Source organism: Archaeoglobus neptunius, from assembly GCF_016757965.1.
Lineage (GTDB): Archaea > Halobacteriota > Archaeoglobi > Archaeoglobales > Archaeoglobaceae > Archaeoglobus > Archaeoglobus neptunius.
In genome coordinates this window covers 121,384-144,975 of sequence record NZ_JAEKIW010000005.1, presented here as the reverse complement: position 1 = coordinate 144,975, position 23,592 = coordinate 121,384, and the positions used below count along the sequence as shown (strand labels likewise).

Annotated in this window: 38 protein-coding genes; 5 read left to right on the top strand and 33 right to left on the bottom strand. The window is 46.3% G+C overall.

The window, feature by feature from the left end; all coding sequences use genetic code 11:
* The 5 genes from JFQ59_RS05315 to JFQ59_RS05295 all read right to left on the bottom strand — a co-directional run.
* Positions 1 to 205 (bottom strand): acetate--CoA ligase family protein (locus JFQ59_RS05315; RefSeq protein ID WP_202319374.1); only part of this gene is annotated, 205 nt, incomplete at its 3' end.
* A gap of 50 nt (positions 206 to 255) precedes the next feature.
* Positions 256 to 840 carry a metallophosphoesterase family protein gene (locus JFQ59_RS05310; protein ID WP_202319373.1) on the bottom strand — a complete coding sequence of 195 codons (585 nt, stop codon included), beginning with the start codon at positions 838 to 840 and terminating at the stop codon, positions 256 to 258.
* Positions 837 to 1,286 (bottom strand): DUF2240 family protein, encoded by a 450-nt coding sequence (locus JFQ59_RS05305; protein WP_202319372.1) that lies wholly within the window; start codon positions 1,284 to 1,286, stop codon positions 837 to 839. The genes JFQ59_RS05310 and JFQ59_RS05305 overlap by 4 nt, the downstream gene beginning before the upstream one ends.
* On the bottom strand, positions 1,287 to 2,711 hold the full coding sequence (locus tag JFQ59_RS05300; RefSeq protein WP_202319371.1) for a replication factor C large subunit: 1,425 nt from the start codon (positions 2,709 to 2,711) through the stop codon (positions 1,287 to 1,289).
* A 32-nt stretch (positions 2,712 to 2,743) separates the two neighbouring features.
* Complete coding sequence (locus JFQ59_RS05295) at positions 2,744 to 3,781, bottom strand: LLM class flavin-dependent oxidoreductase (RefSeq protein WP_202319370.1); 1,038 nt, start codon at positions 3,779 to 3,781, stop codon at positions 2,744 to 2,746.
* Between the two features lie 120 nt (positions 3,782 to 3,901).
* Here JFQ59_RS05295 and JFQ59_RS05290 point away from each other — a divergent pair, with 120 nt between their 5' ends.
* The gene (locus JFQ59_RS05290; protein WP_202319369.1) at positions 3,902 to 4,501 is read left to right on the top strand and encodes a flavodoxin family protein; all 600 of its coding nucleotides are present in this window, start codon (positions 3,902 to 3,904) and stop codon (positions 4,499 to 4,501) included.
* On the opposite strand, the gene JFQ59_RS05285 is transcribed toward JFQ59_RS05290, so the two are convergent.
* The gene (locus tag JFQ59_RS05285; RefSeq protein ID WP_202319368.1) at positions 4,502 to 5,554 is read right to left on the bottom strand and encodes a glycosyltransferase; all 1,053 of its coding nucleotides are present in this window, start codon (positions 5,552 to 5,554) and stop codon (positions 4,502 to 4,504) included.
* 98 nt (positions 5,555 to 5,652) lie between these two features.
* Here JFQ59_RS05285 and JFQ59_RS05280 point away from each other — a divergent pair, with 98 nt between their 5' ends.
* Entirely contained in the window at positions 5,653 to 6,006 is a 354-nt protein-coding gene (locus JFQ59_RS05280; protein WP_202319367.1) for a response regulator, read from the top strand.
* Between the two features lie 49 nt (positions 6,007 to 6,055).
* Positions 6,056 to 7,255, top strand: a complete 1,200-nt coding sequence (gene dnaG, locus JFQ59_RS05275; protein WP_202319366.1) for a DNA primase DnaG — start codon at positions 6,056 to 6,058, stop codon at positions 7,253 to 7,255.
* Here dnaG and cmk read toward each other — a convergent pair.
* The 27 genes from cmk to JFQ59_RS05140 are packed head-to-tail and all read right to left on the bottom strand — an operon-like array spanning position 7,236 to position 21,829.
* Positions 7,236 to 7,784 carry a (d)CMP kinase gene (gene cmk, locus JFQ59_RS05270; RefSeq protein WP_202319365.1) on the bottom strand — a complete coding sequence of 183 codons (549 nt, stop codon included), beginning with the start codon at positions 7,782 to 7,784 and terminating at the stop codon, positions 7,236 to 7,238. The genes dnaG and cmk overlap by 20 nt on opposite strands.
* 1 nt (position 7,785) lies before the next feature.
* Entirely contained in the window at positions 7,786 to 8,451 is a 666-nt protein-coding gene (locus JFQ59_RS05265) for a DUF106 domain-containing protein (protein WP_202319364.1), read from the bottom strand.
* Positions 8,448 to 9,929, bottom strand: coding sequence for a preprotein translocase subunit SecY (gene secY, locus JFQ59_RS05260; RefSeq protein WP_202319363.1), 1,482 nt, complete (start codon positions 9,927 to 9,929; stop codon positions 8,448 to 8,450). Before secY ends, JFQ59_RS05265 begins: the two co-directional genes overlap by 4 nt.
* Before the next feature lie 13 nt (positions 9,930 to 9,942).
* Entirely contained in the window at positions 9,943 to 10,473 is a 531-nt protein-coding gene (locus tag JFQ59_RS05255) for an uL15m family ribosomal protein (protein WP_202319362.1), read from the bottom strand.
* A 5-nt stretch (positions 10,474 to 10,478) separates the two neighbouring features.
* Entirely contained in the window at positions 10,479 to 10,937 is a 459-nt protein-coding gene (rpmD, locus tag JFQ59_RS05250) for a 50S ribosomal protein L30 (protein WP_202319361.1), read from the bottom strand.
* A gap of 7 nt (positions 10,938 to 10,944) precedes the next feature.
* Positions 10,945 to 11,541: a 30S ribosomal protein S5 gene (gene rpsE, locus JFQ59_RS05245; RefSeq protein WP_202319360.1), complete on the bottom strand. Its 597-nt coding sequence runs from the start codon at positions 11,539 to 11,541 to the stop codon at positions 10,945 to 10,947.
* Positions 11,538 to 12,101 carry a 50S ribosomal protein L18 gene (locus tag JFQ59_RS05240; protein ID WP_202319359.1) on the bottom strand — a complete coding sequence of 188 codons (564 nt, stop codon included), beginning with the start codon at positions 12,099 to 12,101 and terminating at the stop codon, positions 11,538 to 11,540. Before JFQ59_RS05240 ends, rpsE begins: the two co-directional genes overlap by 4 nt.
* Before the next feature lie 4 nt (positions 12,102 to 12,105).
* Complete coding sequence (locus JFQ59_RS05235) at positions 12,106 to 12,546, bottom strand: 50S ribosomal protein L19e (RefSeq protein ID WP_202319358.1); 441 nt, start codon at positions 12,544 to 12,546, stop codon at positions 12,106 to 12,108.
* A gap of 5 nt (positions 12,547 to 12,551) precedes the next feature.
* On the bottom strand, positions 12,552 to 12,941 hold the full coding sequence (locus tag JFQ59_RS05230) for a 50S ribosomal protein L32e (RefSeq protein ID WP_202319357.1): 390 nt from the start codon (positions 12,939 to 12,941) through the stop codon (positions 12,552 to 12,554).
* Between the two features lie 9 nt (positions 12,942 to 12,950).
* Positions 12,951 to 13,508: a 50S ribosomal protein L6 gene (locus tag JFQ59_RS05225; protein WP_202319356.1), complete on the bottom strand. Its 558-nt coding sequence runs from the start codon at positions 13,506 to 13,508 to the stop codon at positions 12,951 to 12,953.
* The gene (locus tag JFQ59_RS05220; RefSeq protein ID WP_202319383.1) at positions 13,492 to 13,881 is read right to left on the bottom strand and encodes a 30S ribosomal protein S8; all 390 of its coding nucleotides are present in this window, start codon (positions 13,879 to 13,881) and stop codon (positions 13,492 to 13,494) included. Before JFQ59_RS05220 ends, JFQ59_RS05225 begins: the two co-directional genes overlap by 17 nt.
* Positions 13,882 to 13,886: 5 nt before the next feature.
* A complete protein-coding gene (locus tag JFQ59_RS05215; protein WP_202319355.1) occupies positions 13,887 to 14,042 on the bottom strand; it encodes a 30S ribosomal protein S14 in 156 nt (51 codons plus the stop codon).
* The gene (locus JFQ59_RS05210; RefSeq protein WP_202319354.1) at positions 14,039 to 14,578 is read right to left on the bottom strand and encodes a 50S ribosomal protein L5; all 540 of its coding nucleotides are present in this window, start codon (positions 14,576 to 14,578) and stop codon (positions 14,039 to 14,041) included. Before JFQ59_RS05210 ends, JFQ59_RS05215 begins: the two co-directional genes overlap by 4 nt.
* A gap of 3 nt (positions 14,579 to 14,581) precedes the next feature.
* Positions 14,582 to 15,280, bottom strand: a complete 699-nt coding sequence (locus JFQ59_RS05205; RefSeq protein ID WP_202319353.1) for a 30S ribosomal protein S4e — start codon at positions 15,278 to 15,280, stop codon at positions 14,582 to 14,584.
* A gap of 5 nt (positions 15,281 to 15,285) precedes the next feature.
* Positions 15,286 to 15,648, bottom strand: a complete 363-nt coding sequence (rplX, locus tag JFQ59_RS05200; protein WP_202319352.1) for a 50S ribosomal protein L24 — start codon at positions 15,646 to 15,648, stop codon at positions 15,286 to 15,288.
* 10 nt (positions 15,649 to 15,658) lie between these two features.
* Positions 15,659 to 16,057: a 50S ribosomal protein L14 gene (gene rpl14p / locus JFQ59_RS05195; RefSeq protein ID WP_202319351.1), complete on the bottom strand. Its 399-nt coding sequence runs from the start codon at positions 16,055 to 16,057 to the stop codon at positions 15,659 to 15,661.
* Positions 16,038 to 16,373 carry a 30S ribosomal protein S17 gene (locus JFQ59_RS05190; protein WP_202319350.1) on the bottom strand — a complete coding sequence of 112 codons (336 nt, stop codon included), beginning with the start codon at positions 16,371 to 16,373 and terminating at the stop codon, positions 16,038 to 16,040. The genes rpl14p and JFQ59_RS05190 overlap by 20 nt, the downstream gene beginning before the upstream one ends.
* Positions 16,370 to 16,678, bottom strand: coding sequence for a ribonuclease P component 1 family protein (locus tag JFQ59_RS05185; RefSeq protein WP_202319349.1), 309 nt, complete (start codon positions 16,676 to 16,678; stop codon positions 16,370 to 16,372). The genes JFQ59_RS05190 and JFQ59_RS05185 overlap by 4 nt, the downstream gene beginning before the upstream one ends.
* Positions 16,654 to 16,845: a 50S ribosomal protein L29 gene (gene rpmC / locus JFQ59_RS05180; protein WP_230972323.1), complete on the bottom strand. Its 192-nt coding sequence runs from the start codon at positions 16,843 to 16,845 to the stop codon at positions 16,654 to 16,656. Before rpmC ends, JFQ59_RS05185 begins: the two co-directional genes overlap by 25 nt.
* On the bottom strand, positions 16,781 to 17,470 hold the full coding sequence (locus tag JFQ59_RS05175) for a 30S ribosomal protein S3 (RefSeq protein ID WP_202319348.1): 690 nt from the start codon (positions 17,468 to 17,470) through the stop codon (positions 16,781 to 16,783). Before JFQ59_RS05175 ends, rpmC begins: the two co-directional genes overlap by 65 nt.
* Positions 17,470 to 17,931 carry a 50S ribosomal protein L22 gene (gene rplV, locus JFQ59_RS05170; protein WP_202319347.1) on the bottom strand — a complete coding sequence of 154 codons (462 nt, stop codon included), beginning with the start codon at positions 17,929 to 17,931 and terminating at the stop codon, positions 17,470 to 17,472. The genes JFQ59_RS05175 and rplV overlap by 1 nt, the downstream gene beginning before the upstream one ends.
* Before the next feature lie 4 nt (positions 17,932 to 17,935).
* On the bottom strand, positions 17,936 to 18,337 hold the full coding sequence (gene rpsS / locus JFQ59_RS05165; protein ID WP_202319346.1) for a 30S ribosomal protein S19: 402 nt from the start codon (positions 18,335 to 18,337) through the stop codon (positions 17,936 to 17,938).
* A 4-nt stretch (positions 18,338 to 18,341) separates the two neighbouring features.
* Positions 18,342 to 19,055: a 50S ribosomal protein L2 gene (locus JFQ59_RS05160; protein ID WP_202319345.1), complete on the bottom strand. Its 714-nt coding sequence runs from the start codon at positions 19,053 to 19,055 to the stop codon at positions 18,342 to 18,344.
* 11 nt (positions 19,056 to 19,066) lie between these two features.
* On the bottom strand, positions 19,067 to 19,312 hold the full coding sequence (locus JFQ59_RS05155) for a 50S ribosomal protein L23 (protein ID WP_202319344.1): 246 nt from the start codon (positions 19,310 to 19,312) through the stop codon (positions 19,067 to 19,069).
* Positions 19,306 to 20,064 (bottom strand): 50S ribosomal protein L4, encoded by a 759-nt coding sequence (rpl4p, locus tag JFQ59_RS05150; RefSeq protein ID WP_202319343.1) that lies wholly within the window; start codon positions 20,062 to 20,064, stop codon positions 19,306 to 19,308. Before rpl4p ends, JFQ59_RS05155 begins: the two co-directional genes overlap by 7 nt.
* A gap of 2 nt (positions 20,065 to 20,066) precedes the next feature.
* Positions 20,067 to 21,062 carry a 50S ribosomal protein L3 gene (gene rpl3p, locus JFQ59_RS05145; RefSeq protein WP_202319342.1) on the bottom strand — a complete coding sequence of 332 codons (996 nt, stop codon included), beginning with the start codon at positions 21,060 to 21,062 and terminating at the stop codon, positions 20,067 to 20,069.
* On the bottom strand, positions 21,059 to 21,829 hold the full coding sequence (locus JFQ59_RS05140) for a putative RNA uridine N3 methyltransferase (RefSeq protein ID WP_202319341.1): 771 nt from the start codon (positions 21,827 to 21,829) through the stop codon (positions 21,059 to 21,061). The genes rpl3p and JFQ59_RS05140 overlap by 4 nt, the downstream gene beginning before the upstream one ends.
* A 128-nt stretch (positions 21,830 to 21,957) precedes the next feature.
* Between JFQ59_RS05140 and JFQ59_RS05135 the strand changes: the two genes are divergently transcribed.
* Positions 21,958 to 22,326: a molybdopterin dinucleotide binding domain-containing protein gene (locus JFQ59_RS05135; protein ID WP_202319340.1), complete on the top strand. Its 369-nt coding sequence runs from the start codon at positions 21,958 to 21,960 to the stop codon at positions 22,324 to 22,326.
* Between the two features lies 1 nt (position 22,327).
* On the top strand, positions 22,328 to 23,587 hold the full coding sequence (locus JFQ59_RS05130) for a formylmethanofuran dehydrogenase subunit B (protein WP_202319339.1): 1,260 nt from the start codon (positions 22,328 to 22,330) through the stop codon (positions 23,585 to 23,587).
* Positions 23,588 to 23,592: the final 5 nt, after the last annotated feature.

Below are 23,592 nucleotides of genomic sequence, written 5' to 3'. Positions count from 1 at the left end.
CCTCATCCGGACTTCTGACGTTGAGAACAACTCCACCGACATCGCTCTTGTGAATGATCTTCCTGCCGGCAACCTTCATCACAACGGGAAATCCGATCTTCCTCGCAGCGGCAATTGCCTCATCCTCTGATTGAGCGAAAATGCATCTTGCGGTTTTTATCCCGTATTTTTCCAGGAGTTCTTTGGATTCGTGTTCGAGTAGCATAAAGCTCAGCTTGCTGATTTGTATATTACAATTTTGGTGCAATGTTTTCGTTAATCTATACTCAAAATTGTACCGTCAAGCAAAATCACATTCCATTTTTTGTAATCATACCTTCTAAACATAAAACCTGCAGGTCTGTCCAGGTTTACTGCTGTTGATGCACAAAGATCGTTGAACGCCGGAAGAACAACGACCCTCTTGTTATCCTCAATTTCACCGCTCAAAAAAACCCTCTCTCTGTAACCACCAACCGAATCTCTGAGAAATACTGCCGGATGCGCGTGTCCGAAAATCAGGTACCTTGCATCCCACACATCCTCATCGGGAACTGCATGGCCGTGAAAAATACCATACTTACCAATTCTGATGCTTTTTTCGGCTTTAATGCCTATATCGTGGTTGCCCCTGATTAAAATCAGCTCCGTAATCTCTCCAACCTCATTTATGAAATCCTCATGCCTCCCTCTTTTGCCCATATGCCTTAAATCTCCAGCAACAATGAGAGTTTCGGCTTTTTCTGCAACATCCTTGGCCCTTTCAATCAGAGATCTGTCGTAAAACCTCAAAAGTCCAAGATGCAGATCGGATATTACCGCCTTCCTACCTATAAACAATGAATCTCTATACAACCTCATCCAAAAACTTCCCGTTCAACTTCCGGGAGGTATTCCTCGATCTTCAACCCCTGTTCCTTTGCAACAATTAAGGCAGAGACTGCAAAACTGACAAGTCCTTCAAGCTTCTCCTGTTTTGCATTTATCATCGATATAACTTCCTGGTAGCTCTTTCCCGTTTTATCCACGAGATCGTCAACAATTCTGTCCACCACAGACCTGGAAAGCAGTTTCGAAAGATCAGGTTTGAAATCTGAGGATACCTCGATATCATCTATATCAAACGTCGGCACCACTTCTTCATTTCCTTCAATTAACCTCTCCTTCTCAGCCTGCTCCACAACCCTCTTGCTGCCTTCATGGGTGAACCAGTTGAGGTCGAAGCTCATGGTATAGATAAGTTCACTTCTCGTCATTTTTCTCTTTCCCTTGCTCTTGAAAGCCGCAGCAATGACCTTTCTCATCATTTAAGAAAAGAATGAGTCTAGGGTTAAATTCTTTCCTGTTCTACTTTTCCTCTCCGGCTCCTCAGCCTTTTCCTCTTCCTGCTGCTCTTTCTCAGTTTCAGCTTTCTCTGTTTCAACCTCAAATGACGCCAGAAAGGTCTCATCCTCCACTCTGTGAAGCCTGTTTTTCTCAACGAATTCCCAGATCTCCTTACCCCTCTCTCCGGCAAGAAACTCGAGTTCTTCTCTTGTAAAATCATAAAATGCCGCAACAGTTGCGGCCTTTTCAATTTCAAGCTCCTTCAGAAGGAGAGACACCACTGGATACATTTCAGTGCTCGCCTTTTTCCTGGATAGATGACTGTAAACACCTATTTTGCCGAGAATCCTTTTCATGATCTCTCTCCTCTGCCTCATCTGAAACAGCATTTGCCATGTTGACGGTCTCTGGTATCTGGTAAATCCTTTTTTCGCCTCTTCTTTCATCTGCTGAACACCAACAGTCATGAGATAGTTTGCGTACTTCCACAATCTGTAAAACTGCCTCCTTCTCACCCTGCCAAGAAAGATGTCTGCCCTCGACAGCTTATCATAGGCAAAAACAAGCTCTTTTCCACGATATTCAAGCGGGAGATTCTCATCAATCCAGTGGATTACATCCTCAGGGGATTCATCGAGGAGCATGGCCTCACTGTAGACTGCAGGATTCTTAGATTTGAATATCGCCTGCATGACTTTGAAGATGTCACTCTCGCGAGTCCTCTTGGTCAGCACGACGTCTTCAAGTTCGATTTTGTCTCTTCCCTCAGCAAGAGCCTGGAGATCGTTAATTGCAGCCCTCAAATCACCGCCAGAATTCTCGGCTATTGCAAGTAATGCCTTCTTATCCGCTTTTATTCCCTCCACAACACATATTCTCTCAAGAACTTTCGCTATCTGGTTCTTTGTGAGCCTTCTGAATGTAATCATCTCGCAGAGTCTTCTCAGCTCGGCAGAGAGCTTGTAAGGATCGTTTGCTATCAAAACCAGTGGTTGAGCAGGTTTTCTTTTTATCAACCGTATAAGAGCTGCCTCTCCTCCAGTATCCTCTCTCCTGTGGATATTATCAACCTCATCGAGAATTATGAGTTTCAGCTTTCCCTGAGCCGAGGAGAGAAACTCGCCCTCGTCGCTGATGGTCTCATTAAATGCACCCTCACCGACAATGTGCTGTATTATCTTCCAGTTCCGCTGATCACTTGCATTGAGCTCAACCACCTCCCAACCAAATGTGCCTGCAAGAGCCAGAGCAAGTGAAGTCTTTCCAACACCCGGTGGTCCTGCGAGTAGAAGAGGTTTCTGACCTCTTTTCCAGTTTCTGGCCCATGACAGTACCTTTTCAATAACATCTTTACCCGCAACAACTTCATCAATTTTTTTAGGCCTGTACTTCTCTACCCAGAGCATTCAAAAATTAGTTGGAAGAAGGATATAATACTTTAACTAAATGCTGGAATTATTTTCTCTGCATATACCTTGAGAACATACTTTGGATCCGGGCCTATGTTTATTATCATAAAATGCCTTACGCCGGCTCTCCTGAACTCTTCAATTCTGTCAATACATTCTTCTGGAGTGCCCACAATGAAAAAGTCCCTGACCATCTCTTCTGTCACAAGTCCGGACAGTTTTACGAACTTCATAAGCATTTCATCTTCAACCAGCAGCTTTTCAAAGTAGAACTTTCTGGAAAAGTCCTCGGGTAGTTCAAGCTGATATCCAGCCTGTTCGGCTTTCTCAACAGCCCCTATTATCACACCCCCAAACTGCCAAGCTTTTTTCATCGCCTTTTCCGGATCGGGGTCGATGGCGGTGTATATCTGAAGAGCCGTATCTACCTCATCCAGACTTCTTCCTGCCTTCTCACATCCCCTAGCTACATCCCTCAGATTCTTTCTGTACGTTTCCGGTGTTTCTGCAATAGGCATCCAGCCTTCACACATTTCTCCTGCAAGTTCTCTGGTCTTACTACCATTGGCCCCGAGATATATCGGAATTGATGGCTGTACGGGTTTGATCTGGAGGAAGGCATTTCTCAATCTGAACCTCTTTCCCTCAAAGGTAACCCTCTCACCCTTCCACAGTCTCTTCATTATTTCGATGCCCTCCCTTAGAGCTGTGTAGGGCATTCTCCAGTCAAGGCCAAATGGTACTATGTTCATCGCCTCACCCGCCCCCAGACCCAAAAATGCTCTTCCTGATGACAGATGGTCTATCGTGGCAAAAAACTGAGCCAGAACGGAGGGGTGGTACCTGACCACATCAGTAACACCCGTACCCAGCATAACCTTTCTGGTCTTTACCGCAAGGGCTGAGAGAATCGAGAGAGCACTGGGGGTGAAACCGGGCGGAACCATGAGGGTGTGGTCTGGCACAACAAGAGAAGCCATTCCACCCTCCTCACCCATCGCCGCAATGTTCATTACCTTGTCCAGAGGTGGCATCGGAGCCGAAAGCAGCATTCCAAACCTGATCATGATATCACCAGCAATTTATAATTACTTATATCTTGCGATTGGCCGCATCATCATATTTGAAATACACAGCCCATACTGAAAAGCGTAAATTAAATAAAGATAAAAAACTTTTCTGGCAATATGAAACTTCTTGCAATAAATGGAAGCCCAAACAAGAGAAATACCCACTTTCTTCTGGAAGTGATCGCAGACGAAATCAAAAAAATGGGGCATGAGGCTGAAATACTGCACCTGAAAGACTACGAGATCAGAGAGTGCAGGGGGTGTGATGCATGTCTTAAAGGAGAATGCACTCAGAAAGATGACATATTTGAGGTTCTTGAGAAAATGCAGGAAGCCGATGCAATCGTCATCGGTGCACCAACATACTTCGGGAATGTACCCGGTATCGTGAAAAACCTGATAGACAGAAGCAGGATGGCAAGGATGAGTAATTACAAACTTAGAAACAAAATTTTCGCCCCCATCATTACTTCCGGGCTGAGAAACGGGGGGGCCGAATTCGTAGCGATGAGTCTGATAATATACGCTCTTGGACAGGCCATGATTCCCGTTTCGATCACCGAAAACCCAATCACCACCGGTGCTTTTGCTATTGGCGTGATTCAAGGAGATTCTGGGTGGAGAAGCGTAAAGAAAGATGAAATCGCAATCAATTCGGTAAAAGCCCTTGCAAAAAGAATTGTTGAAGTCGCAGAAGCCACAAAGGCTCTGAGATAATTAAACCTTCCAGCCGTTGACCTCTATTTTTTTACCCAGCAATTTGCATCCCAGCACCCTCATGAGTGAGACAAAACAGACTGTCGTCCACAGTGGAGAATATATGAAGTAGTAAAAAGGCAGCAGTTTAAAGTCAATTTTGAAGTCCATCTTTTTCGATCCTGCAGCTATCACAACCGCCCATGCTGAGAAAGAAGCCAGCATTGCAAGTATATTTTTAAGCGTCTCAACCTCATATACTGTGAGAATCGCTATTGACGCAAGTTTCGGAGAGAGTATTGCTACTACCGGAAGAAGAAGATAAAACAGCTTGAAAAGATAGCTATCTGGGAGAAATGAAGTAACGATCAGGCTGAAAATGGCCGGATAGAAAAAGAACAGATAGGGGAGCCATAATTTCGGTCGTATGATGATATGAAGGAAGTTCTCAATCAGGACCTCCGCTCCTCCTAAGCTCCATCTCTCCCTCTGCCTAAACCATTCTTTAAAGTTTTTCGGGGCATTGGTGTAAGCTTTTCCGCACAGAGAGAACGTAAATCCGCTGAGCCCTACCCTCACCCCAAAATCCGTATCCTCATTAACCCTTCTCCTAAAGCCTCCGAGTTTATCAAATACCTTTTTCCTTACAACAAATGCGGAACCGTTAATTCCAAGACATGAACCGAATTTCGAGGCAATTTTTGATCCAATACTCATAACCAGATAGTCGATATTCACCAGCCTTTCAACGAAACTATCCCCTCTAACCTCCTTGACAATCTCAACAACGTCATGTCCATTCAAACCGCTCAGATCGACGAGTAGCGTATCTGAATCGAGGAATATAATGTGGTCGCCTCTAACAAGTTCTAAAGCATCATTGAGAGCCTTCCATTTACCTCTCCTTTCGTCGCTCAAACTTGCCTTGAGACCGTACTTGTTGATCACCTCAATAATTTCCTCATCGGGCTCATCGGCAGCCACAATGATCTCAGAAACTTTATCTCTGAGCAGCCTAACATTCTCTTCGAGAAAGCCCGCATCTCTGTAGGAGGTGATCACAACCGATTTCATCTGTAGGTTGTTGTGAGACAGGCAAGATAAAGTTATCGAATCTTGCCCAACAGCTAAGCTTTTTAAAGTCCGGCAGTATAATAAGTTACGGTGACACAATGATCAAGATCATGGTAGTTGATGATGAGACAGCAATGCGTGAAATTTTAAAGATAATGCTAAAGAACTTTAAGGTGATAGAGGCTTCAAACGGTAGAGAGGCTATCGAGCTTTACAAGAAAGAAAAGCCAGACATCGTTTTGATGGATATAATGATGCCTCTGATGAGCGGTATCGATGCCACGGCAGAAATAAAAAGGATGGATCCCGATGCGAAGATTGTTGCCATAACAGCATATGCGAGTTCAAAGGGAGAAATGGTAAAAAAGGCCGGCGCAGACTACATACTCAAAAAGCCATTCACAAGAAAAGATGTTATAAAAATGATAGAAAAAATCCTAGAGCCCTCTTAGTTTCAAGGCTGCAATAACTATTTATAAGGCGAGATTGAATTTTATGTGAATGTCATCAGACATAAATGGAGGTATGATAACGATGAAGGCTAACGACACTACCAAGTACTTAATTCATGCTGAAATTATAGCTGAAGGTGTTGTTGAACGTCCCGATGTTGTGGGGGCAATATTTGGTCAAACAGAAGGATTGCTTGGTGGAGACCTGGATCTCAGAGAACTGCAAAAAACGGGGAGGATAGGACGGATAGAGGTAAAAATCGAGAGCAAAGGAGGTAAAAGCTACGGGGAAATCAAGGTACCCTCGAGCCTTGATAAGGTCGAGACGGCAATACTGGCAGCAGCATTAGAGACGATAGAGAGAGTTGGTCCGTGCTCGGCAAAAATAAAGGTACAGAAAATCGAAGATGTCAGAGCAAGCAAGAGAAGGAGAATTGTAGATCGAGCGATGAACATACTCAGGGAGCACTTTGAGGAGCCCGAAATTGAGTCCGAAAAGATCGTAGAGATCGTAAGACAGGCGATAAGAGCTGATGAAATAATCGAGTATGGTGAGGAAAGGCTGCCAGCAGGACCTGCTGTTGACGAGTCAGATGCGATCATTGTGGTAGAGGGAAGAGCTGACGTACTGAATCTGCTGAAACACGGGATAAAGAACGTGATTGCAGTTGAGGGTACAAACATCCCCAAGACGATAGTTGAACTGAGCAAGAAGAAAACGGTTACAGCATTCCTCGATGGAGATAGGGGTGGAGACTTAATACTCAAAGAGCTGCTGCAGATAGCAGATATCGACTACGTTGCGAGGGCTCCTGAGGGAAAGGAGGTTGAAGACCTGACGCAGAAGGAGATTCTGAAATCGCTGAGAAACAAGGTACCAATTGAGCAGCTTCACGTACTGAAGAGAGAGCCCAAAGAAGAGAGGCAAAAGGAGAAGCAGGATGTCAGAGAAAAGAACGTGGTTTCTGATGTGCTCAAACAGCATAAAGTTTCGGTTGAGGGAAGGCTGACTGCAAGAGTTCTTGACAGGAACCTCAACCTCATCAAGGAAGTTCCGGTTAGGGATCTGGTGAAGGTACTGAAAACCAATAACATGAAGGGAGCTGCAATAGTATTTGACGGGGTTATCACCCAGCGTCTGATTGATCTCGCAGCAAAAAAAGAGTTCGACTACGTTGTCGGAGTCAGGATGGGAAGCGTTGTGAAAGTTCCGACATCCGTCAGGGTTATCACGTTTGACCAGCTTTAATTTTATTTTTTATTCTTTCCGCAGCGAGAACGATGAGTCTGGCAATTGTATCGGGATCAAACTTTTCCGAGTTTATGACCAGGTCGTATATTGTCCAGTTGTCAATATCTATGCTGTAAAACTTCCTATACCTCCGTTTTTCAAGTTCCTCCCTCAATCTCGTTTCCTGTCTTGCAACCGTAAGCTCTTTTCCTTCTCTGTTTGCTATTCTTGCATACCTCGTCTCCGGATCCGCAAAAATCCATACTTTTAAATCTGCATCTTTTACAAACCACCCTGAAAGTCTGCCCTCAACGACAACGTTTTCCTCCTGCTCTGCAAGCTCCTTTTGAGTCTGATCTATCAGATGGTCGATCTCAGGATTTTCCTCTGCATACTTGCTGAACTCCTCGACAGTCATTCCCCTCTTCGCTGCAAGCTGTCTGAAAACATCACCTGCAGAAATCAGTTTCAGGCCAAGAGTCTGGCAAACAATTTTAGCAACGGTGGTGGTTCCACTACCTGGAGGACCCGAGATCGTAATTTTCATATCACACACCGATCTTCAGGACTTTTTTGATTATCTGCCCGAAGGTAATCGAACAGAGGAGATACCAGAAGAGCCACCACGGGAACACTATAACTGGCGTTACCACATGAATCTGTCCCGAGAACGGTACATTTATCAAATACAGATCCGGGTTAAGAGTTTTCAGAAAGGTTTCCGGAAGTTTCGATGTAACATTTCCGTATTTCGTCACTCCGGTTATGAGTTCATAACTTGCGGTTGCTTTCTCCCAGAGCCAGGCAAAAATTGGAATGGTAACGACAAAGGTGTAGAACATCGGTTTGAACTGCATGGACATCATTTCACTCTGCAGTGCCTGGATCTCAGACTTTCTCTCTTCAAGCTGCTTCAGCTTAAACTGGTTGTTCTGCTTTGTGGCCTCCATATACTCCTTCTGATACTCCCTTAATACCTTCTGAGCATGTTTCAGTTTCTTGTAATCTATGGTGTACTTCTGAATAATGTTCGAGTAGATGCCTGTGAGAATTGACATTATGAAGATGACTACGTGAAACTTGAGGCCTGAGAGAGGAAACATGACGTCCTCCACAATCAGGCCCAGCTCCAGACGGAAATCTCTGCTGATCAGGATACCAAGAAAGAATATGGCTCCGATAACCATTATGAGCTTTGAAACTACATCTTTCATGTCTCTTCACCAAGCATCTTTCTGATTAATGGATGCATCTCTGTAAGCTGTTCTTTGGCCAGATCCTCGTAGAACTTATATGCTATGCTGACAGCCAGAAGGAGACCTGTACCGCTAACATGGCCGATAGTGCCCAGCATGTTTGCGATAAGGGTTAAAATTCCAATTATCGCACCTCCAAGGATCGTTACCTTTGGAATGTATCTCGCAAGAACTTTCTCAAGTATCTGGGGAGATTTTCTGAATCCCGGAATCTGCATGCCCGACTTTGCAATTTGTGATGCCACAGTCTTGGCGTCCATGCCGCTCGTCTCAACCCAGAACCATGCGAAAACTATACCTCCAACGATAAGGATGGTCGCATCTACCAGCAGATGAGCAAAAATCATCCAGTCAGGAATTGCCGCAAATGCCGCTCCTTTTGTTTTAACCAGAGCGGGTACCCAATCATAGGGGCTTCTTATCGGTGAGAGAAAGTACAGCACACCACTTACCGGGGTGTTCTGGACATACTCACCGAACACAGTCACACCCTTGGAGTACAGTATTCGGCCAAAAGCAACTATGTTTGCCTGCAGAGCCCTCACAAAAATCATCGGGAGAACGCTTGCATAAATCAGCTTAATCGGGAATCTGCCCCTCGCACCTCTTGCCGCAGCGTGGGCGAGTGGTATTTCGACTCTGGTTCCCTCAAAGAAGACGACGAGGAGTATTATTGCTGCTGTGGTTATCAGAGCAAGTATACCTCCCTCCAGCAGGAAAAACATGATGCCGCTCCCGGTCAGGAGAGAGTTAACTGGGTAGTTTTGCGCTATCCAGATCCATCTGGGAATTATACCCGCAGGAAGTTTCGAGTTTGGAGGAGTTACCCAGTTAAACAAACCTATGATTATGGACTGCGAAATTCCTGCGAGAATGAAAAGCGACACACCACTTCCGATACCCCACTTGGATACAACCTCATCCATATACACAATGAGCACACCGCCAATGAAGAGCTGAACGAAAATCAAGAACGCAATTACGGAGGGTGATACTCCGAGCTGAGCTGCCAGATTTAAATCAGGCTTCAGAAGGCCTCCCGCAATCTGTGGTAGTGCCTCAACTGCGATCATAACAAAGACCAGAAAGCGCTGAAAATCCTGATATGCTGCTTGATCATCCGGATCCGTGAGATCCAGCTTTACTATTCCCGCTCCCACAAGAAGCTGGAGGATGATGGAGGCTGTTACAATCGGCCCTATACCCAAAGCCAGAATTGAGCCTGTTTTTCCTGCAAACAGAGCTCTGTAGGCTGCGAATATATCAATCGACTGTGGTGAGAGGCCGAAAACGGGGACATTTGTCAGGATAAAATACAGCAGAAGGATTGCCGCCGTCCATGCGAACTTCTCTTTAAAATGTACATGTCCTTTCGGCCTCTCCACACTGGGAATTCGCTCAAAATATGGTTGTAGAGCCCTTATGACCGAGTCCAATCCAACCAACCCCTTATTCAGCTATAACCTTTCCTCCAGCTCCCTCGATCTTCTCCACAGCTTTTGTTGTCGCCTCAAACACTCTAACTTCCATCTTCTTCGTAACCCTTCCAGATCCGAGGAGCTTTGAATACCCCAGTTCTGTCAGATCGATTCTGAACAGATCTCCATCTTTCTCAGCCAGCCCCAGTTCTGCAAGCCTTTCGATTATCTCGTCAAGATCTCCTGCGTTTAGCTCGGTTCTTGATAGAAGGTAGCGATAGGTGTAATCGTCAAGCCTGCCCTCCTCTTTCAGCCACCTCAATGTCTCTTTAACTGTCTGGACGTTGATATAATCCTTTCTGAGAATTTTGGGTCTCGTGAATCCATGTTTTCCAAACAGATACTCCCCTTTGCTTGCAAGCTTTATGAATTTGATATACTTGTGCTTGAAGGCTCCTGCGTTTCCAGACCCACCTCTATTTCCCCTTCCCCTCCTGTTTTTATGGCTGCCCCATCCAAAAGTTCTTGATCCGCGGAACTTCTTAACCTTCTTTTTTGCCATGTGGATCACCTCATTTTGTAAACCAGCTTTGAAATCTCGGGGCCGTGATAGCCCAGACTGCCCTTCGGGTAATGCCACTTAATGTTTTTTAGCCCTTTTCTCGGTGGATGGAGCCTGAACACAGGTTTTAAATCAGGCAAATCCTTCAGGCTGGCTTTACCATCCACCACTGCTTTGGCAAATTCCTCAATACTTCCATAACCCGTCCTTTCCTTCACGTACTCGTCCGTGACTTTCCTATCACCCACAAGTCTGCCTCTCGTCCTGAGAAGCAGAGCAAGAGTTTCTGCATCAATCTCCCCGTATGCAACATAATCCTTCACAACCTGAAGCATCCCTCTGTAAGACGGTGTGTCCGGAATTATGACGCAGTGGTACCTTCTGTGCAATCTGAGCATTTTAAGAGTTTCTTTAATTTTTTCGTGAACATCAACAGTTCCCCTAAGTCTTATAACCGCAAACATCTTCCCTTCACCTCTTTATATACATCGTCTTCTTTAAAGCTTCATAAGTTGCCCTTGCAAAGTTGACGGTGGTTTTCGTCTGACCCTTTGTGAAGCTCCAGACGTCGTTTACACCAGCAAGCTCTATAACTCTTTTGGCCACATCTCCCGCCACGATTCCAAGACCCTTTGGTCCGGGAATGAGTGTGACCCTTACACTTCCGCTCGTGCCTGTCACCTTGAACGGCAGGGAGTGATTGCCCCCACAGCCACATTCCCAAGAACCGCAACCTCTCTGAACCTTAAAAATGTTGAGTTTGGCATTGTTTATTGCCTTCTGGATTGCAGGAGCTACCTGACTCGCCTTACCGGTTCCTATACCCACATATCCGTCTCTATTTCCAACAACGGCTGTAACCCTGAACTTTGTTCTCCTACCACTGTCCGTCATTCTCTGAACCATGGAAATCTCGAGCACGTCATCCTCCAGTTCAGGAAGCAGGATATCAACAATCTCCGGTTCTTTAAGGGGGAGATCGCTGGCCAGAGCCTCATCCATCGTCTTTATCTTGCCATCTGCAACCAATCTCCCAAGTCTGGTTCTCGGCACCCAGTCCTCAGTCATGATATCACCATCAGCTTCTCCTTAATCTCATCAACATGATCAGGAAGTTCCGAAGGTTTCAGACCTCTCCTTTCATACTCCCCAAACTTTTCGGGATTCATCTCATAATATCTTGCTATATGCTCTCCCCTAACCCTGGAATCATCTGGTAAAACTTCCTCGCTGTGCGGTACGACGAGACCACCTTCAACCGCCCCTCTTAGGACAGCAAAAACCCTTGACCCTCTGGTCGGGGTGTGAAGTCCTATATCAAGCACAGCCTGAGAAACACCTTTCTGCAGAGCCTTTTTCGCAATCAGTATCCCCGTCAGATAGGCGGCAGGTGTGTTGTTAAGGTCTCCTTTCCACCCGAACTCCCTGAGCATGCCTGAATCTACCCCCACCAGTATCCTGTCTCCTTCCGGAGTGTACTCCACAACCTGGGCGATTACACGCCTGTTTGTGATCCTCACAACCAACCTAGGTTTCTTGGAGAGTAGCAGTTTCAATCTCTTCCTGTAATTCGTTTTTCCCTCTCTTCTCCTCCTCAACGGAACCTTGTATCTTGGACCTTTTGCCATTCTATCACCTCTTCATCTGCTCAATATAAGCCTTCAGGTGTGAAACACTTCTGAACTCCCCGCCCTTGGCCTTTCTGTAGAGTATTCTGTAGGTTCTTCTGTCTATCGTTCCATCCTCCTTCATTTTTCTCAGAGCTTTCCTCAAAGCCCTTATTCTGATGATCCAGTGCCTCTTTCTTGACATTCTCGCTCCCTTTGCACCTCTTCTGCTGCCGTGACCTCTTCTCCTTCCCTTCTTTTTCTGCATCCTGTTCTTCCTTATTCTTGCCCTGCAAACACCTTTAACCGGCTTTCTCTTTACCACACCCTGCTCTATCAGCTCCCTGATATCATCTTTTGTTGCAGCAGTGGAAATATCCTCCAAAGCAGTGGGATCAAACCAGACCCTGTTTTCCCCACACTTCAACACGCTTGCCGCAAGCTTACGCTGAAAGCTCAAATCCATAACCATCACCCTGAGGGATTGAGGATTTTAATACCAAGCTCCTTGGCTCTATCCTCAATCGCAAGCCTCTTCTTCATTCCAACGCAAGAGGCAATCCTTGCAGCCTGCCTCTCACTATCGATTTTTTCAAGATCTGCGGGATTGTAAACCAGGACTTCCTCATACCCGCTTGGGTGCAATCCCCTTACAGCTTTTGGAGAACCAAAACCCACATTGACAACAATCCTGCCGGTCCACTTTCCACCATATCTCTTTCTGAGCTTGCTGTGAAGACCTCTGGGCCTTCTCCAGCTCTTGTTCCTCAGTCTCAGTTTCTTGTTCCAGCAGTATCTCCTGAATTCCGGTTTCCTTTCCTTCTGCCTCCTTCTTACTTTGAGCAGTCTTTTCGTTTCCATAATCCCACCTCAGGGCTTTTCAACTATGTAAATGCCATCCTGAAATACGCGGGGATCTCTTCTCTTTATTTTCGTTGCCAGTTCAAGGTTCGCCGCGGTCTGGCCACATTCTTCAATGTCAATACCCCTAACATAAACATCCTGACCCCTAATTTCTACCTGCGCTCTGCCAACAATTTTTGCCCTTCTGGGGTGCTTCTCTCCGATAAAATTCTCGATAATAACTTCGCTGCCCTCGACTCTGAGTTTTATAGGGAAGTGAGCATAAACAACTTTCAGGTGATACTCAAAACCATCCTTAACCCCAACGATAAGATTCTCGATGTGCCCCGCAAACGTTCCCACTATTGCTTTGTGCTTCTTTTTTGGGGATGTTGTGTACACCCTTATCTTTCCGTCCTGTACTTCGATGAAAACACCTCTGAACTTCAGATATCTTGAATTCTCACCTTTCGGGCCAGCAGCCTTTACCGTATACCCTGCAAAGCTATCGCCTTCAACCGTTACGGTAACTCCCTCTGGGACGTCCACAACCCTTTCTTCATAAACTTCAGTAGACGTAAGCAAGCAGAACACCTCCAAGTCTTTGTTTTCTCGCCTCTATCTGGGACATCACTCCCTTTGTGGTGGAAACTATCAGAATTCCAAAATCTCTCGCAGGGAGATATCTTTTTTCGTAATTCTCGTATTCCGTCACCGAAGACGAAAACCTCGGCTTTATCGATCCACAATCGTTTATATTTCCTGAAAGCTCCACCACGAACATGCCACCCTTGTGATCCTCAATGTACTCAAAGCCCTTTATGTATCCGTATTCCTTCATGACCTTCAGTACATTTCCGACTAGTTTTGATGCGGGCTTTATCTCGCACTTTTTGGCTCCAACCATCTCTGCATTTTTTATTGCAATCATCGCATTTGAAAGCGTGTCAACACTCATGGCCATCACCAGTACTTCTTAAAACCAAGCTCTGCAGCGGTCTCTCTGAAGCACTGCCTGCAGAGATAGAGGCCATACATCCTGATCAAGCCTCTTCTTCTTCCACACCTTCTACACTCGTTGGCTCCTCTCCCAAATTTCTTGGTTGGCTCTTTCTTCATTCGACAATCACCCCCATGGATTCAAGCCACTTTATCGTATCCTCCTTGGTAACTCTGTGAGAGGGAGCAATTTTGGCATTCTTTCTTCTTCTCCTCTCCACTCTGTATCCCCTTCTTCTCAGGGAAACACAGACATCCATACCGAATATGCCCACATCCGGGTCATACTCAACCCCCGGCAGATCTATGTGCTCGGCAATTCCAAAGGCAAAGTAACCATCCCCAATGGACTTTTTGCTGAGTCTCATCTCTTTAACCGTGAGGGCATCTTTAAGGAACTTTAACGCCTTCTCACCACGAAGGGTTACCTTAATCCCAATTGCTTCTCCCTTTCTTATTCCGAAATTCTTTATGGTCATCTTGGAGTACGTAACAGCCGGTTTCTGACCGATAAGTTCCTCAAGCATCTTGTAGGCTCTCTGGTGTCTCTCACCACTCTCACCAATACCCATGTTGATTACAACCTTGTCGAGAATAACCTCCCTCATTGGATTTTCATTTCCTTCGCCTTTCTTTTCTGCCTCAACGGCCTGCATCGCTTACACCCCCAGATCTATCACAGGTCTATCGCCATCCTTTTTACCAACAACGAAAACGTAATCCTCGATAGTCGTGATCTCCCTCTTCTCTCCCTCAACAGTCACGAGGTTTGGAGCCGATCCTCTGACGACCTTGTAATCTTTCAATCTGCCAATCTCACCGGCATGAGTTCCACCCGTAATCATCACAAGCGCACCTTCTTCAAACTTCAGATGGTCAACAATTTCTTTTTCAGGGATTTTCACTAGAATGCTGTCCTTCGTACTGTAATCGTTCGACCCGAGCAGATTGGTTCCATCGAAAAGGTTAAGCTGAACTTTCCCTCCCCTCACAATGGTTTTGTTTACGATCTTGTAGAGTTTCAGATCGGCATCATCCACCTCTTTCGGAATGTACCTGCCTTTCTCATCGAACAGTATTCTGTAGCTTTTTTCAAGCTTTGGAATTGTAATAACGTCGAAAAGTCCAACAGGGAACTTGTAGTCCTTTCTCACAATACCATCAACCAGAATCTCTCCAGCAGAGATGACCCTTCTGGCTTCTCTTGCAGTATCCGTCAGTTCAAGGAAGTCTCTGACAATTACCAGAAGTGGAACTGCCTCCTTGTTGTGGGGACCTGGCGACGGCTTTACCACCCACTTAGAAACTTTTCTCGGTATTTTGTAAGTTTTCGGAGCTGAAAGTCTTTTTTGATGCAACTCAATCACCTCTCAAGTATTTTCTTTCTGACGTCATCAACCTCACCAAGGTCAACTATCATAACGTTAGATGGGTGAAGCGGGAATGCAACTTCAGTACCATCAGCCTTTGTAATCGTAATACCATCTACCGATATTCTGCATCTCTTCATATCAACCTCCAGAACTCGTCCCTCATGTCCTGCAAACTGTCCCCGCATAACCCTAACTTTGTCCCCCTTCCTGATCCTTATGGCCCTCTTTCCATACTTCTTCCTCAAATCTTTGGATAGAGTAGCATGAAGCAATTTATGCCTCTCATGAAGCTTTGAGGTCTTATAAAGCCACCTTCTTTGCTTCCTGGGCTGTTTGGATTTGGGAACCGCCATATCCAACACCTCACACGATTACGGACGCAATTGTCCCTATCTTCGTGAACCTTTCTGCAGCCTCTCTCGCAACTGCACCTCGGATCTCTGATCCTCTCGGCTCTCCTCTTTCATTTGTTATAACGGCCGCATTATCCTCAAATTTGACTCTCGTACCATCAGGCCTCCGATACTCCTTCCTCTGCCTTACTATCACAGCATAGTGCACCTGTTTCCTGATTTCCGGTGTTCCCTTCTTAACCGTAACAACCACTATATCTCCAACGCCAGCAGCCGGGTATCTTCTCCTTACCCCCTTGTACCCTTTTACGGCTATAATCTCAAGTTCTCTGGCCCCGGTATTGTCTGCGCAAACCAATCTGGCCCCGGTCGGCAAAGCTCTCGGAATGTTAGCTCTTATCGCCTTCACTGTTTACCACCTCCAATATCACAAAGCTTTTTGTTTTGCTGATCGGTCTGCATTCTCCAATCGTAACCACATCTCCCACTCTCGCCCTCACACATCTCGGATTGTGAGCATGAAACTTTGACCTCTTCTTCATGTACCTCTCATATTTCGGAACGTATCGTACGAGCTCTCTTTCAACCACTGCCGTTTTACCGTAAACCTTTACTACTTTACCCCTGAGTATCTGCCCTCTCACTGACAGCTCACCGTGATACGGACAGTTCTTATCATCACACTCTCTCTCCGGAGGCTTCACATCAATACCTATATCTCTCATATCCTAACACCTTTTGCCCTTTTAAGCACAATCAAACCTCTCTTTATCCTTTCCTCAGGCCTGTAAGATATTAAATCACCCCTTACTCGCATGATATTACCTTTATACCATACTCTGAAGGTTCTACTTCTTTTCGCCACGACTTTTAAACCTTTTTCAGTCAGCAATCGGAGAGTGTTCTGGGTCTCATCCACCACTTCTCCCCTCAGCCCTACCTCATCAGCATTCGGACTCTCAATAACCTCCACGGTTAAGCCAATCCAGTCTCTGGCAATCAAATCTACACCCTGAATCCTTCCTGACATAGTGCCATCTTCAACCTTGCGATATCACGCCTGATGACGCCTATTCTTCCGGGATTTTCTACTGCGCCACCGCTCCTCACAAGTGTTCTGAGCTTCAGAAGTTCAAGCTCCAGCTCCCTCAGCTTCTTCAGCTTCTCCTCTCTGCTCATCTCCCTTATCTCCCTCATCTTCACTTGCACCACCTCTCATCTGTTCAACATTAACGTCCTTAACCTCAAACTCATCAGGAAGTGTGACGTCGGGAGGTATAATTCTCACGCTAACTCCAAGCACCCCAAGCTTCTTAATTGCAATATCAAATCCTTTCTGAACCATGCTCTCCGCTGGATCTCCAGTGTGGATTATCGTTCCGGCGACAAACTTTTCCGTTCTCGCCCTCTCACTGACGAGTTTTCCGCTGATCTCAATTTCACACCCTTTTGCTCCGGCCTCCATTATCCTGTAAAGGAACCTGTAACCTGCCCTTCTGAAATACCATCCTCTCTCGAGTGCCCTTGCCAGAAGCGAGGCCATGAGCTGTGCGTTGAACTCTGGTTTCTCAACCTCGTCAACGCTAACCTGAGGATTTTCAATACCAAAGACCTTCAGCTTTTCTGTTAGAGTCTTTATCCTTCTACCACCCTTTCCGATAACGAGTCCCGGCCTCTCCACAAAAAGCGTAACCTGTGTTCCAAGAGGAGTTCTGAGAATATCGACTCCACCAAATCCGGCAGTTCTGACCTCTCCTTTAATCCATTCCTTCACCATCAGCTTTTTCAGCCTATCCTGCACAAACTTCCTTTCTACCGCCATTACCTCACCTCGGCCACAAGCTCTACAGTTGTAAGCTGCTGAAATCTTGGTGTTGCCCTTCCAAAGGCCCTTGGCATGTATCTCTGAATTACCCTCCCCTTCTGAGCCTGAGCATGCACGATAACCAGGTTTTCAACGTCAAGCCCCTTGTACTCGGCATTGGCCTCGAGATTTTTGATCACCTTCAGGATATACTTGGCTGCCTTTTGGGGATACCTTCCAGCATACCACTTTTCCAACCCCCTTTTATGAGCCACTTTCTTCTTGTGCTTTCTGAAGGGCAGCGGTTTTCTCATCTCAATGACGTCCTCGAGGAGTTTTCTTGCTTCCTCTATCTTCTTCCCCCTTATCTCTCTGCATATCTCAACGGCATGTTTGAGACTTATCGGCATCTCATAGCCCATAGCCTTTGCAGCCCTTGTATCATCCTCCGGTTTGTAAGCGTAATTTACCCTCGCCATGGTATCACTTCAGCGGCACGTATTTACTGCTTCTCGTAGCACCGACACCAGGACCGCTGTGTTTCTCGAAACGCCTTGTCTGAGCGAACTCGCCCAGACGGTGTCCTATCATCTCCGGTTTTATTTCAACTCTGACAAATTCCCTGCCGTTGTGGACAAAAATTACCTTGCCAACCATCTCAGGCAGCACCACCATGTCTCTGCAGTGCGTCCTTGCCATTCCCTTCTTCCTGAGCTTTCTCAGGAGTTTTTCCTCCTGCTCAGTAAATCCTCGTTTGATCTTTCTCCTTTCTCTTGACGGTAAAAGCTTTGCAAGCTCGTCAAGTGGCATTTTCTGCAATTCTTCAAGTGTGTAACCGCGATATTTGAAATCTCTCGGTCTTACAACCTTACTCTTTAACGCCATCCAATCACCTCCTCACACCAGTCCTGCGAGCGGCAATACTTCCAACTTTCCTGCCCGGAGGAGCGTTACGACTCACAGTCTTGGGCTTACCAACATGCTGGTGCTTACCACCACCGAATGGATGGTCAACAGCGTTCATGGCCACACCCCTAACGCGTGGCCATTTTGCAGCCTTGCTCCTCATCTTGTAGTATTTCTTCCCAGCCTTGACAAAGGGCTTATCCGTCCTTCCGCCACCTGCTACCACGCCGATCATAGCCCTGCAGTTCGGATGGAACCATTTCAGCTTTCCAGACGGCATCTGCACAAGCACCTTATCTTCTTCTCTGGAAACTATGAATCCAAAAGTCCCACTTGATCTGATGAACTTGCCCCCATCACCGGGCTGAGCTTCAATGTTACAAACAGGTGTGCCCTCCGGAATGTTTTTGAGGTATGTGATATTTCCCGATGAGATCTGAACACTGTCTCCGGCATATATCAGATCTCCGGTTCCAATTCCTTCAACGGCAAGAATGTACTCCCTTCTCCCATCCGGGAGCTGTACCAAGGCCACCGGACCATTTCTCGCAGGATCATGCTGGATATCAACAACCTTCGCAACAACGGTATCATCCTTAAACCTGAGATGCTTGACCTCGGCCCTGTATTTGTGAGACGGAGCCCTGTAAGTTGGGGTTCCTTTCCCCCTATTTTGAGAGATTATTCTTTTACCCATTTTACACCACCTCAGAACACTCCCAGCTTTGAAAGAACCTCTTCAGCCGAATAATCCGGCTTTAATTTTATGTAGGCCTTCTTCTCACCTTTTGGTGTTATCAGGGTGTTCACCCTGTCAACCTCAACGTTAAACAGCCTCTCGATCTCCCTTTTGATGTCCTGCTTTCTTGCCCTTATGTCCACTATAGCCGTGAGAACATTTTTTTCAAGCTCCGCAACGCTCTTTTCTGTTACGAGAAAACATCTGATCAGCATAACCACTCACCCAGATAATTCACAGCCGATTTCGTCCACACGGTCAATCTTCCGGCATGGCATCCGGGAGCAAGGAGTTCAACATTAAGATCTTTAACGAGGACCGCGTCAACTCCCGGAAGGTTCTTTGCTGCCTTGATTATTCCATCATCCTTATCCACAACGATCAGAACGCTTTTCTTTCCGATATATCTTCTTCCCCTCATTTTCCCTTTTCCAGCCCTGTACCTCTTTCTTTCCTTTGCCCTTTCAACGTCCATGTAAACACCAACTGCCTTTAAAACCTCGGCAACATCCTTTGTTCTCTTGACCGCATTCAGCTCGTCACTCACAATCTTGGGCAGTTCTCCTTCAAAAAGATGATTTCTCGCCTTTACAAGCTCCTCACTGGCTGTTGCAGCTATCGCCGATTTCAGGGCCTTTCTCATCTCCTTTTTGTTTATTTTCTCTGCCCACTTTCTCTGTGGCTTTGGAGGATGCGCTCTCCTCCCTCCTACGGCTTGAGGGACGACCACGGCCCTTCTTCCAAGTTTCCATCTCGGAACCCTTGCATATCCGTGTCCCGGTCCCCAGTTTTCCCAGGCATAGTTGACACCGCTGAGCGGGTTTGGACCATAAGGCTGTCTCCTATGAGACTGAATTGCAAGTACAGCCTTCTTTATGATGTCCGGTCTGAACTCCTCGTTGAAAACTTCAGGAAGGTCTATTTCCTCCACAACTTCACCGTTCAAGCCCAATACTCTGGCCTTCATACTCATCTCCCCTGTTTGGACGTTGTGCTCACATACACAATGTTAACACCATCAAACTGAACCTTTGGCGGTCTTATCGCATCTCTCATCCTCACGAGCCTCTTCACACTTCCCGGAACTGATCCGGTAACCAGAACGTACTGAGTTCTGACGACGCCATAGTGCAGGAATCCTCCTCTAGGCGTGATTTCCTCCCCATTATCACCAATCTTTATCAACCTCTTATTGTACTCCGTCCTCTGGTGGAAACCCATCTGGCCTGCCTGCGGCACAGTCCACCTGACGTGGTGCGGGTTCCATGGACCGAGATTCCCAACCCTCCTGTGTTTGCTGCTTCTCGCATGCTTTGCATCCAGCGTTATAACGCCCCATCTCTTAACCGGTCCCTGAAAGCCCTTACCCTTCGTAATTGAAATAACATCGATCAAAGCCCCTTCCTCAAAAACTTCCGAAATCGCAATTTCATTTCCAAGTTTGGAAACTGCATAATCAAGAGCCTCCTCAACATTTCCACCAATTCTGTGCTCCATCACATCGGGAACCTTCTTTGGAACCCCGGTAATCATATACGGCTGAGTGTACGTTACAACTCTAATTTCTGATGCTCCATCTTCCACTGCTTCCTTCAGCCTTTCCACATCAGGTTTTTTCTTTGGAAGGTTCAGCCTTCTGTCAAGAAAGTCATCGAGATTGTCGCTCCAGACTTCTGCAGCAATCTGCAAGCCATATTGAGTTCTCCTGTACACCCTAACCGCTGCGACTTTCATCGGCGGAGTCTCTATTACCGTTACTGGTACAACCACCTCTTCCCCATACGTTGGAGAATTCTTTCTGTCGTCTATCATCACCACATGGGTCATCCCTGCCTTGTAGCCAGCAAACCCCTGCATCCTAACCCTGTCACATTCCGGCCAGGACCTAACTCTTGGTATGATGCTCTTAGCCCTCTTTCTCGGGGAAAACGCTAAAGAACCCCTTCTTGGTCTGTGATACTTCATTCTAAACCACCCCAGTAGTCTGCAAAATTAACGAGTGAGAGAGCTGCGAATATAGCTTCCTCTAACCTAACAGTTCGTGTTCCCTGCTGAGGCACCACATTCCAGCATTTTGCTTCCATTTTTATCCCCAACCTTTCTGCTATTTCGAACACACCTTCTTCCGGATTTCCGAATACCAGCGTGACATTTCGCTTTATTTCCGGCGGTTTTGGAACCCCGCATTTTCGGGAAGTTACCACCAGATTCTTTCTTCTTACCAGCTCTTTCAGTTCGAGCTTCCTTATCCTGTAGCCCCAGTACTCCTGAGGCTCCGCTTCTTCCACCCGCAACGGCTTCTTCGAACAGATCCTGACGGTCACGCGGGCGCCCTTTTCCCTACCACACTTCAAGGGCGCCAGGGCATCGGTGCCGATATCCACCCATCGCGTCCCGTCAGGGGCAACATGTCTTACAACGCCCTCCCTTGTTTCACCGACTTTTAAATGTTTCGACCTGTGAGATGGGATTCCCAAAGGGGGAAGCAAACCCGCATACTGTAACGATTTTTTGATGGGGAATATGTGCTTTCTCAGATACTGGGGGGTTTCAAGATATTCGAGTATCCCTGCAATAAAATCGGATTCATCAAGAATAGGGTCGTAATATATAATTATCTCATCAACTCTGAAAACTGCTGCGGCCCTTGCAATTATGCCGACCTTATATGTTTTGATTTTCTCGTCTTTTTCATTAATCAGGCTTGATGATGGGATGGCTATGGACAGCATGTACGCTCACTAGCCCTCACGATTATTTACCTCTTTTTCCAACGATATGAACAATCAGTAATATCGGCTAAAAAGAGAATAGTTAAATAGTATTTCATTTGACGATATCAAAAACTTTTGGTGATAGCATGCTGGAAGTAGAAGTTATATCTGGCAGAACCCTCAATCAGGGGGCCACTGTTGAGGAAAAATTGACAGAAGAATACTTCAACGCCGTCAATTACGCTGAGCTTAACGAGGAGGACTGGGACACCCTTGGGTTACAGGAAGGAGACAGGGTAAAGGTAAAAACAGAGTTTGGGGAGGTAGTAGTTTTCGCAAAAAAAGGGAATGTGCCGAAAGGAATGATATTCATCCCAATGGGCCCGTATGCAAACATGGTTATCGACCCCTCTACCGACGGAACAGGAATGCCCCAGTTTAAGGGCGTGAAGGGCACGGTTGAAAAGACCGATGATAAAGTTTTGAGTGTTAAGGAACTTCTGGAGGCGATTTAAGATGGTTGAGAATGTAATCTGCACGTTTTGTGGAAGTGTTTGTGACGACGGACAGTTTGACATTGAACAGTTCAAGTCAAAAAAGCTCTGCAAGCTTGGTAGCAGCAAGTTCTCGAAGAAGGAAAGAATTAAGGCTCCAATGATTGATGGTAAAGAAGTAAGCTACGAAAAGGCGATCGAAAAAGCTGCAGAAATTCTTGTAAACGCCAAAAAACCACTGCTTTACGGATGGGCCTCTACAGTTAATGAGGCCATAAGACTGGGTGTGATTCTGACTGAGAAGGTTCGTGGAATTTACGATCAGTGTGCAAGTGTTTGCCATGCACCCGGAACTCTCGCCGTTATTGAGGAGGGTTTGCCCGGTGGATCGCTTGGAGCAATAAAGAACAGGGCAGATGTTGTGATTTTCTGGGGAGCAAACCCGATGGAGGCCCATCCAAGGCACGGGATGAGGTATTCAATCTCTGCAAAAGGTTTGCTGATAAAAGACAGAAAGCAGAGGAAGGTTATTGTTGTTGACGTCAGACCGACAAAGACCGCCAAACTTGCGGACGATTTCATACAGATTAAACCGGGATATGACTATCCAATTATCTCCGCTCTAAGAGCGATTATCTCCGGAAACGCAGATGTTGTGCCGGACGAGGTGGGCGGAGTAAGCAAGGAAAAGTTAATGGAGCTTGCTGAAACGATGAAGAACGCCAAATATGGTGCCATACTATACGGTCTTGGCGTTACGCAGTCGAGAGGAAGAGACAGAAACATAGAAAATGCCGTTAAGCTCATTCAACTTCTCAATCGCACCACAAGATGGGTAATCTGGCCCATGAGGGGACATTACAACGTCGTTGGTGCTGGTGAGGTTCCAGCATGGGAAGCTGGATATCAGTACGCAATAGATTTCAGCCGGGGATATCCCAGATTCTCTCCTGCAGAATTCTCAGCTGTAGAAGTTCTGAAGAGAAAAGACTGTGATGCGGCCCTGATAATAGCTTCCGATCCTGCAGCTCACTTCCCGAAGGCTGCAGTGAAACACCTGAAAGACATACCGGTTATCCAGATTGATCCATTTCCCAACATGACGACCCTGCTCGCCAACGTTGTCATTCCCTCTGCAGTTGCCGGACTGGAGGCTGAGGGTACCGCATACAGAATGGATGGAATACCGCTCAGAGTGAAGAAAGTGGTTGACTCAGAATACTGGAGTGACGAGCAGATTCTTGAGAAGCTGCTTGAAAAAGTTGAGGAATTTAAGGGGTGATTGTG

Bases quoted from the DNA above. Each gene is read 5' to 3' on its own strand.
- JFQ59_RS05310 (WP_202319373.1), bottom strand. From the start codon at position 840: ATGAGGTTGTATAGAGATTCATTGTTTATAGGTAGGAAGGCGGTAATA.
- JFQ59_RS05305 (WP_202319372.1), bottom strand. From the start codon at position 1,286: ATGATGAGAAAGGTCATTGCTGCGGCTTTCAAGAGCAAGGGAAAGAGA.
- JFQ59_RS05300 (WP_202319371.1), bottom strand. From the start codon at position 2,711: ATGCTCTGGGTAGAGAAGTACAGGCCTAAAAAAATTGATGAAGTTGTT.
- JFQ59_RS05295 (WP_202319370.1), bottom strand. From the start codon at position 3,781: ATGATCAGGTTTGGAATGCTGCTTTCGGCTCCGATGCCACCTCTGGAC.
- JFQ59_RS05290 (WP_202319369.1), top strand. From the start codon at position 3,902: ATGAAACTTCTTGCAATAAATGGAAGCCCAAACAAGAGAAATACCCAC.
- JFQ59_RS05285 (WP_202319368.1), bottom strand. From the start codon at position 5,554: ATGAAATCGGTTGTGATCACCTCCTACAGAGATGCGGGCTTTCTCGAA.
- JFQ59_RS05280 (WP_202319367.1), top strand. From the start codon at position 5,653: ATGATCAAGATCATGGTAGTTGATGATGAGACAGCAATGCGTGAAATT.
- dnaG (WP_202319366.1), top strand. From the start codon at position 6,056: ATGTCATCAGACATAAATGGAGGTATGATAACGATGAAGGCTAACGAC.
- cmk (WP_202319365.1), bottom strand. From the start codon at position 7,784: ATGAAAATTACGATCTCGGGTCCTCCAGGTAGTGGAACCACCACCGTT.
- JFQ59_RS05265 (WP_202319364.1), bottom strand. From the start codon at position 8,451: ATGAAAGATGTAGTTTCAAAGCTCATAATGGTTATCGGAGCCATATTC.
- JFQ59_RS05255 (WP_202319362.1), bottom strand. From the start codon at position 10,473: ATGGCAAAAAAGAAGGTTAAGAAGTTCCGCGGATCAAGAACTTTTGGA.
- rpmD (WP_202319361.1), bottom strand. From the start codon at position 10,937: ATGTTTGCGGTTATAAGACTTAGGGGAACTGTTGATGTTCACGAAAAA.
- rpsE (WP_202319360.1), bottom strand. From the start codon at position 11,541: ATGACTGAGGACTGGGTGCCGAGAACCAGACTTGGGAGATTGGTTGCA.
- JFQ59_RS05240 (WP_202319359.1), bottom strand. From the start codon at position 12,101: ATGGCAAAAGGTCCAAGATACAAGGTTCCGTTGAGGAGGAGAAGAGAG.
- JFQ59_RS05235 (WP_202319358.1), bottom strand. From the start codon at position 12,546: ATGGATTTGAGCTTTCAGCGTAAGCTTGCGGCAAGCGTGTTGAAGTGT.
- JFQ59_RS05230 (WP_202319357.1), bottom strand. From the start codon at position 12,941: ATGGAAACGAAAAGACTGCTCAAAGTAAGAAGGAGGCAGAAGGAAAGG.
- JFQ59_RS05220 (WP_202319383.1), bottom strand. From the start codon at position 13,881: ATGAGTGTTGACACGCTTTCAAATGCGATGATTGCAATAAAAAATGCA.
- JFQ59_RS05215 (WP_202319355.1), bottom strand. From the start codon at position 14,042: ATGAAGAAAGAGCCAACCAAGAAATTTGGGAGAGGAGCCAACGAGTGT.
- JFQ59_RS05210 (WP_202319354.1), bottom strand. From the start codon at position 14,578: ATGCAGGCCGTTGAGGCAGAAAAGAAAGGCGAAGGAAATGAAAATCCA.
- rplX (WP_202319352.1), bottom strand. From the start codon at position 15,648: ATGGCGGTTCCCAAATCCAAACAGCCCAGGAAGCAAAGAAGGTGGCTT.
- JFQ59_RS05190 (WP_202319350.1), bottom strand. From the start codon at position 16,373: ATGAGAGATATAGGTATTGATGTGAAGCCTCCGGAGAGAGAGTGTGAT.
- JFQ59_RS05185 (WP_202319349.1), bottom strand. From the start codon at position 16,678: ATGTCAGGAAGGATTCAGGGTGTAGATTTGATTGCCAGAGACTGGATT.
- rpmC (WP_230972323.1), bottom strand. From the start codon at position 16,845: ATGAGGGAGATAAGGGAGATGAGCAGAGAGGAGAAGCTGAAGAAGCTG.
- JFQ59_RS05175 (WP_202319348.1), bottom strand. From the start codon at position 17,470: ATGGCGGTAGAAAGGAAGTTTGTGCAGGATAGGCTGAAAAAGCTGATG.
- rplV (WP_202319347.1), bottom strand. From the start codon at position 17,931: ATGGCGAGGGTAAATTACGCTTACAAACCGGAGGATGATACAAGGGCT.
- rpsS (WP_202319346.1), bottom strand. From the start codon at position 18,337: ATGGCGTTAAAGAGTAAGGTTGTAAGACCGAGAGATTTCAAATATCGC.
- JFQ59_RS05160 (WP_202319345.1), bottom strand. From the start codon at position 19,055: ATGGGTAAAAGAATAATCTCTCAAAATAGGGGGAAAGGAACCCCAACT.
- JFQ59_RS05155 (WP_202319344.1), bottom strand. From the start codon at position 19,312: ATGCTGATCAGATGTTTTCTCGTAACAGAAAAGAGCGTTGCGGAGCTT.
- rpl4p (WP_202319343.1), bottom strand. From the start codon at position 20,064: ATGAAGGCCAGAGTATTGGGCTTGAACGGTGAAGTTGTGGAGGAAATA.
- rpl3p (WP_202319342.1), bottom strand. From the start codon at position 21,062: ATGAAGTATCACAGACCAAGAAGGGGTTCTTTAGCGTTTTCCCCGAGA.
- JFQ59_RS05140 (WP_202319341.1), bottom strand. From the start codon at position 21,829: ATGCTGTCCATAGCCATCCCATCATCAAGCCTGATTAATGAAAAAGAC.
- JFQ59_RS05135 (WP_202319340.1), top strand. From the start codon at position 21,958: ATGCTGGAAGTAGAAGTTATATCTGGCAGAACCCTCAATCAGGGGGCC.
- JFQ59_RS05130 (WP_202319339.1), top strand. From the start codon at position 22,328: ATGGTTGAGAATGTAATCTGCACGTTTTGTGGAAGTGTTTGTGACGAC.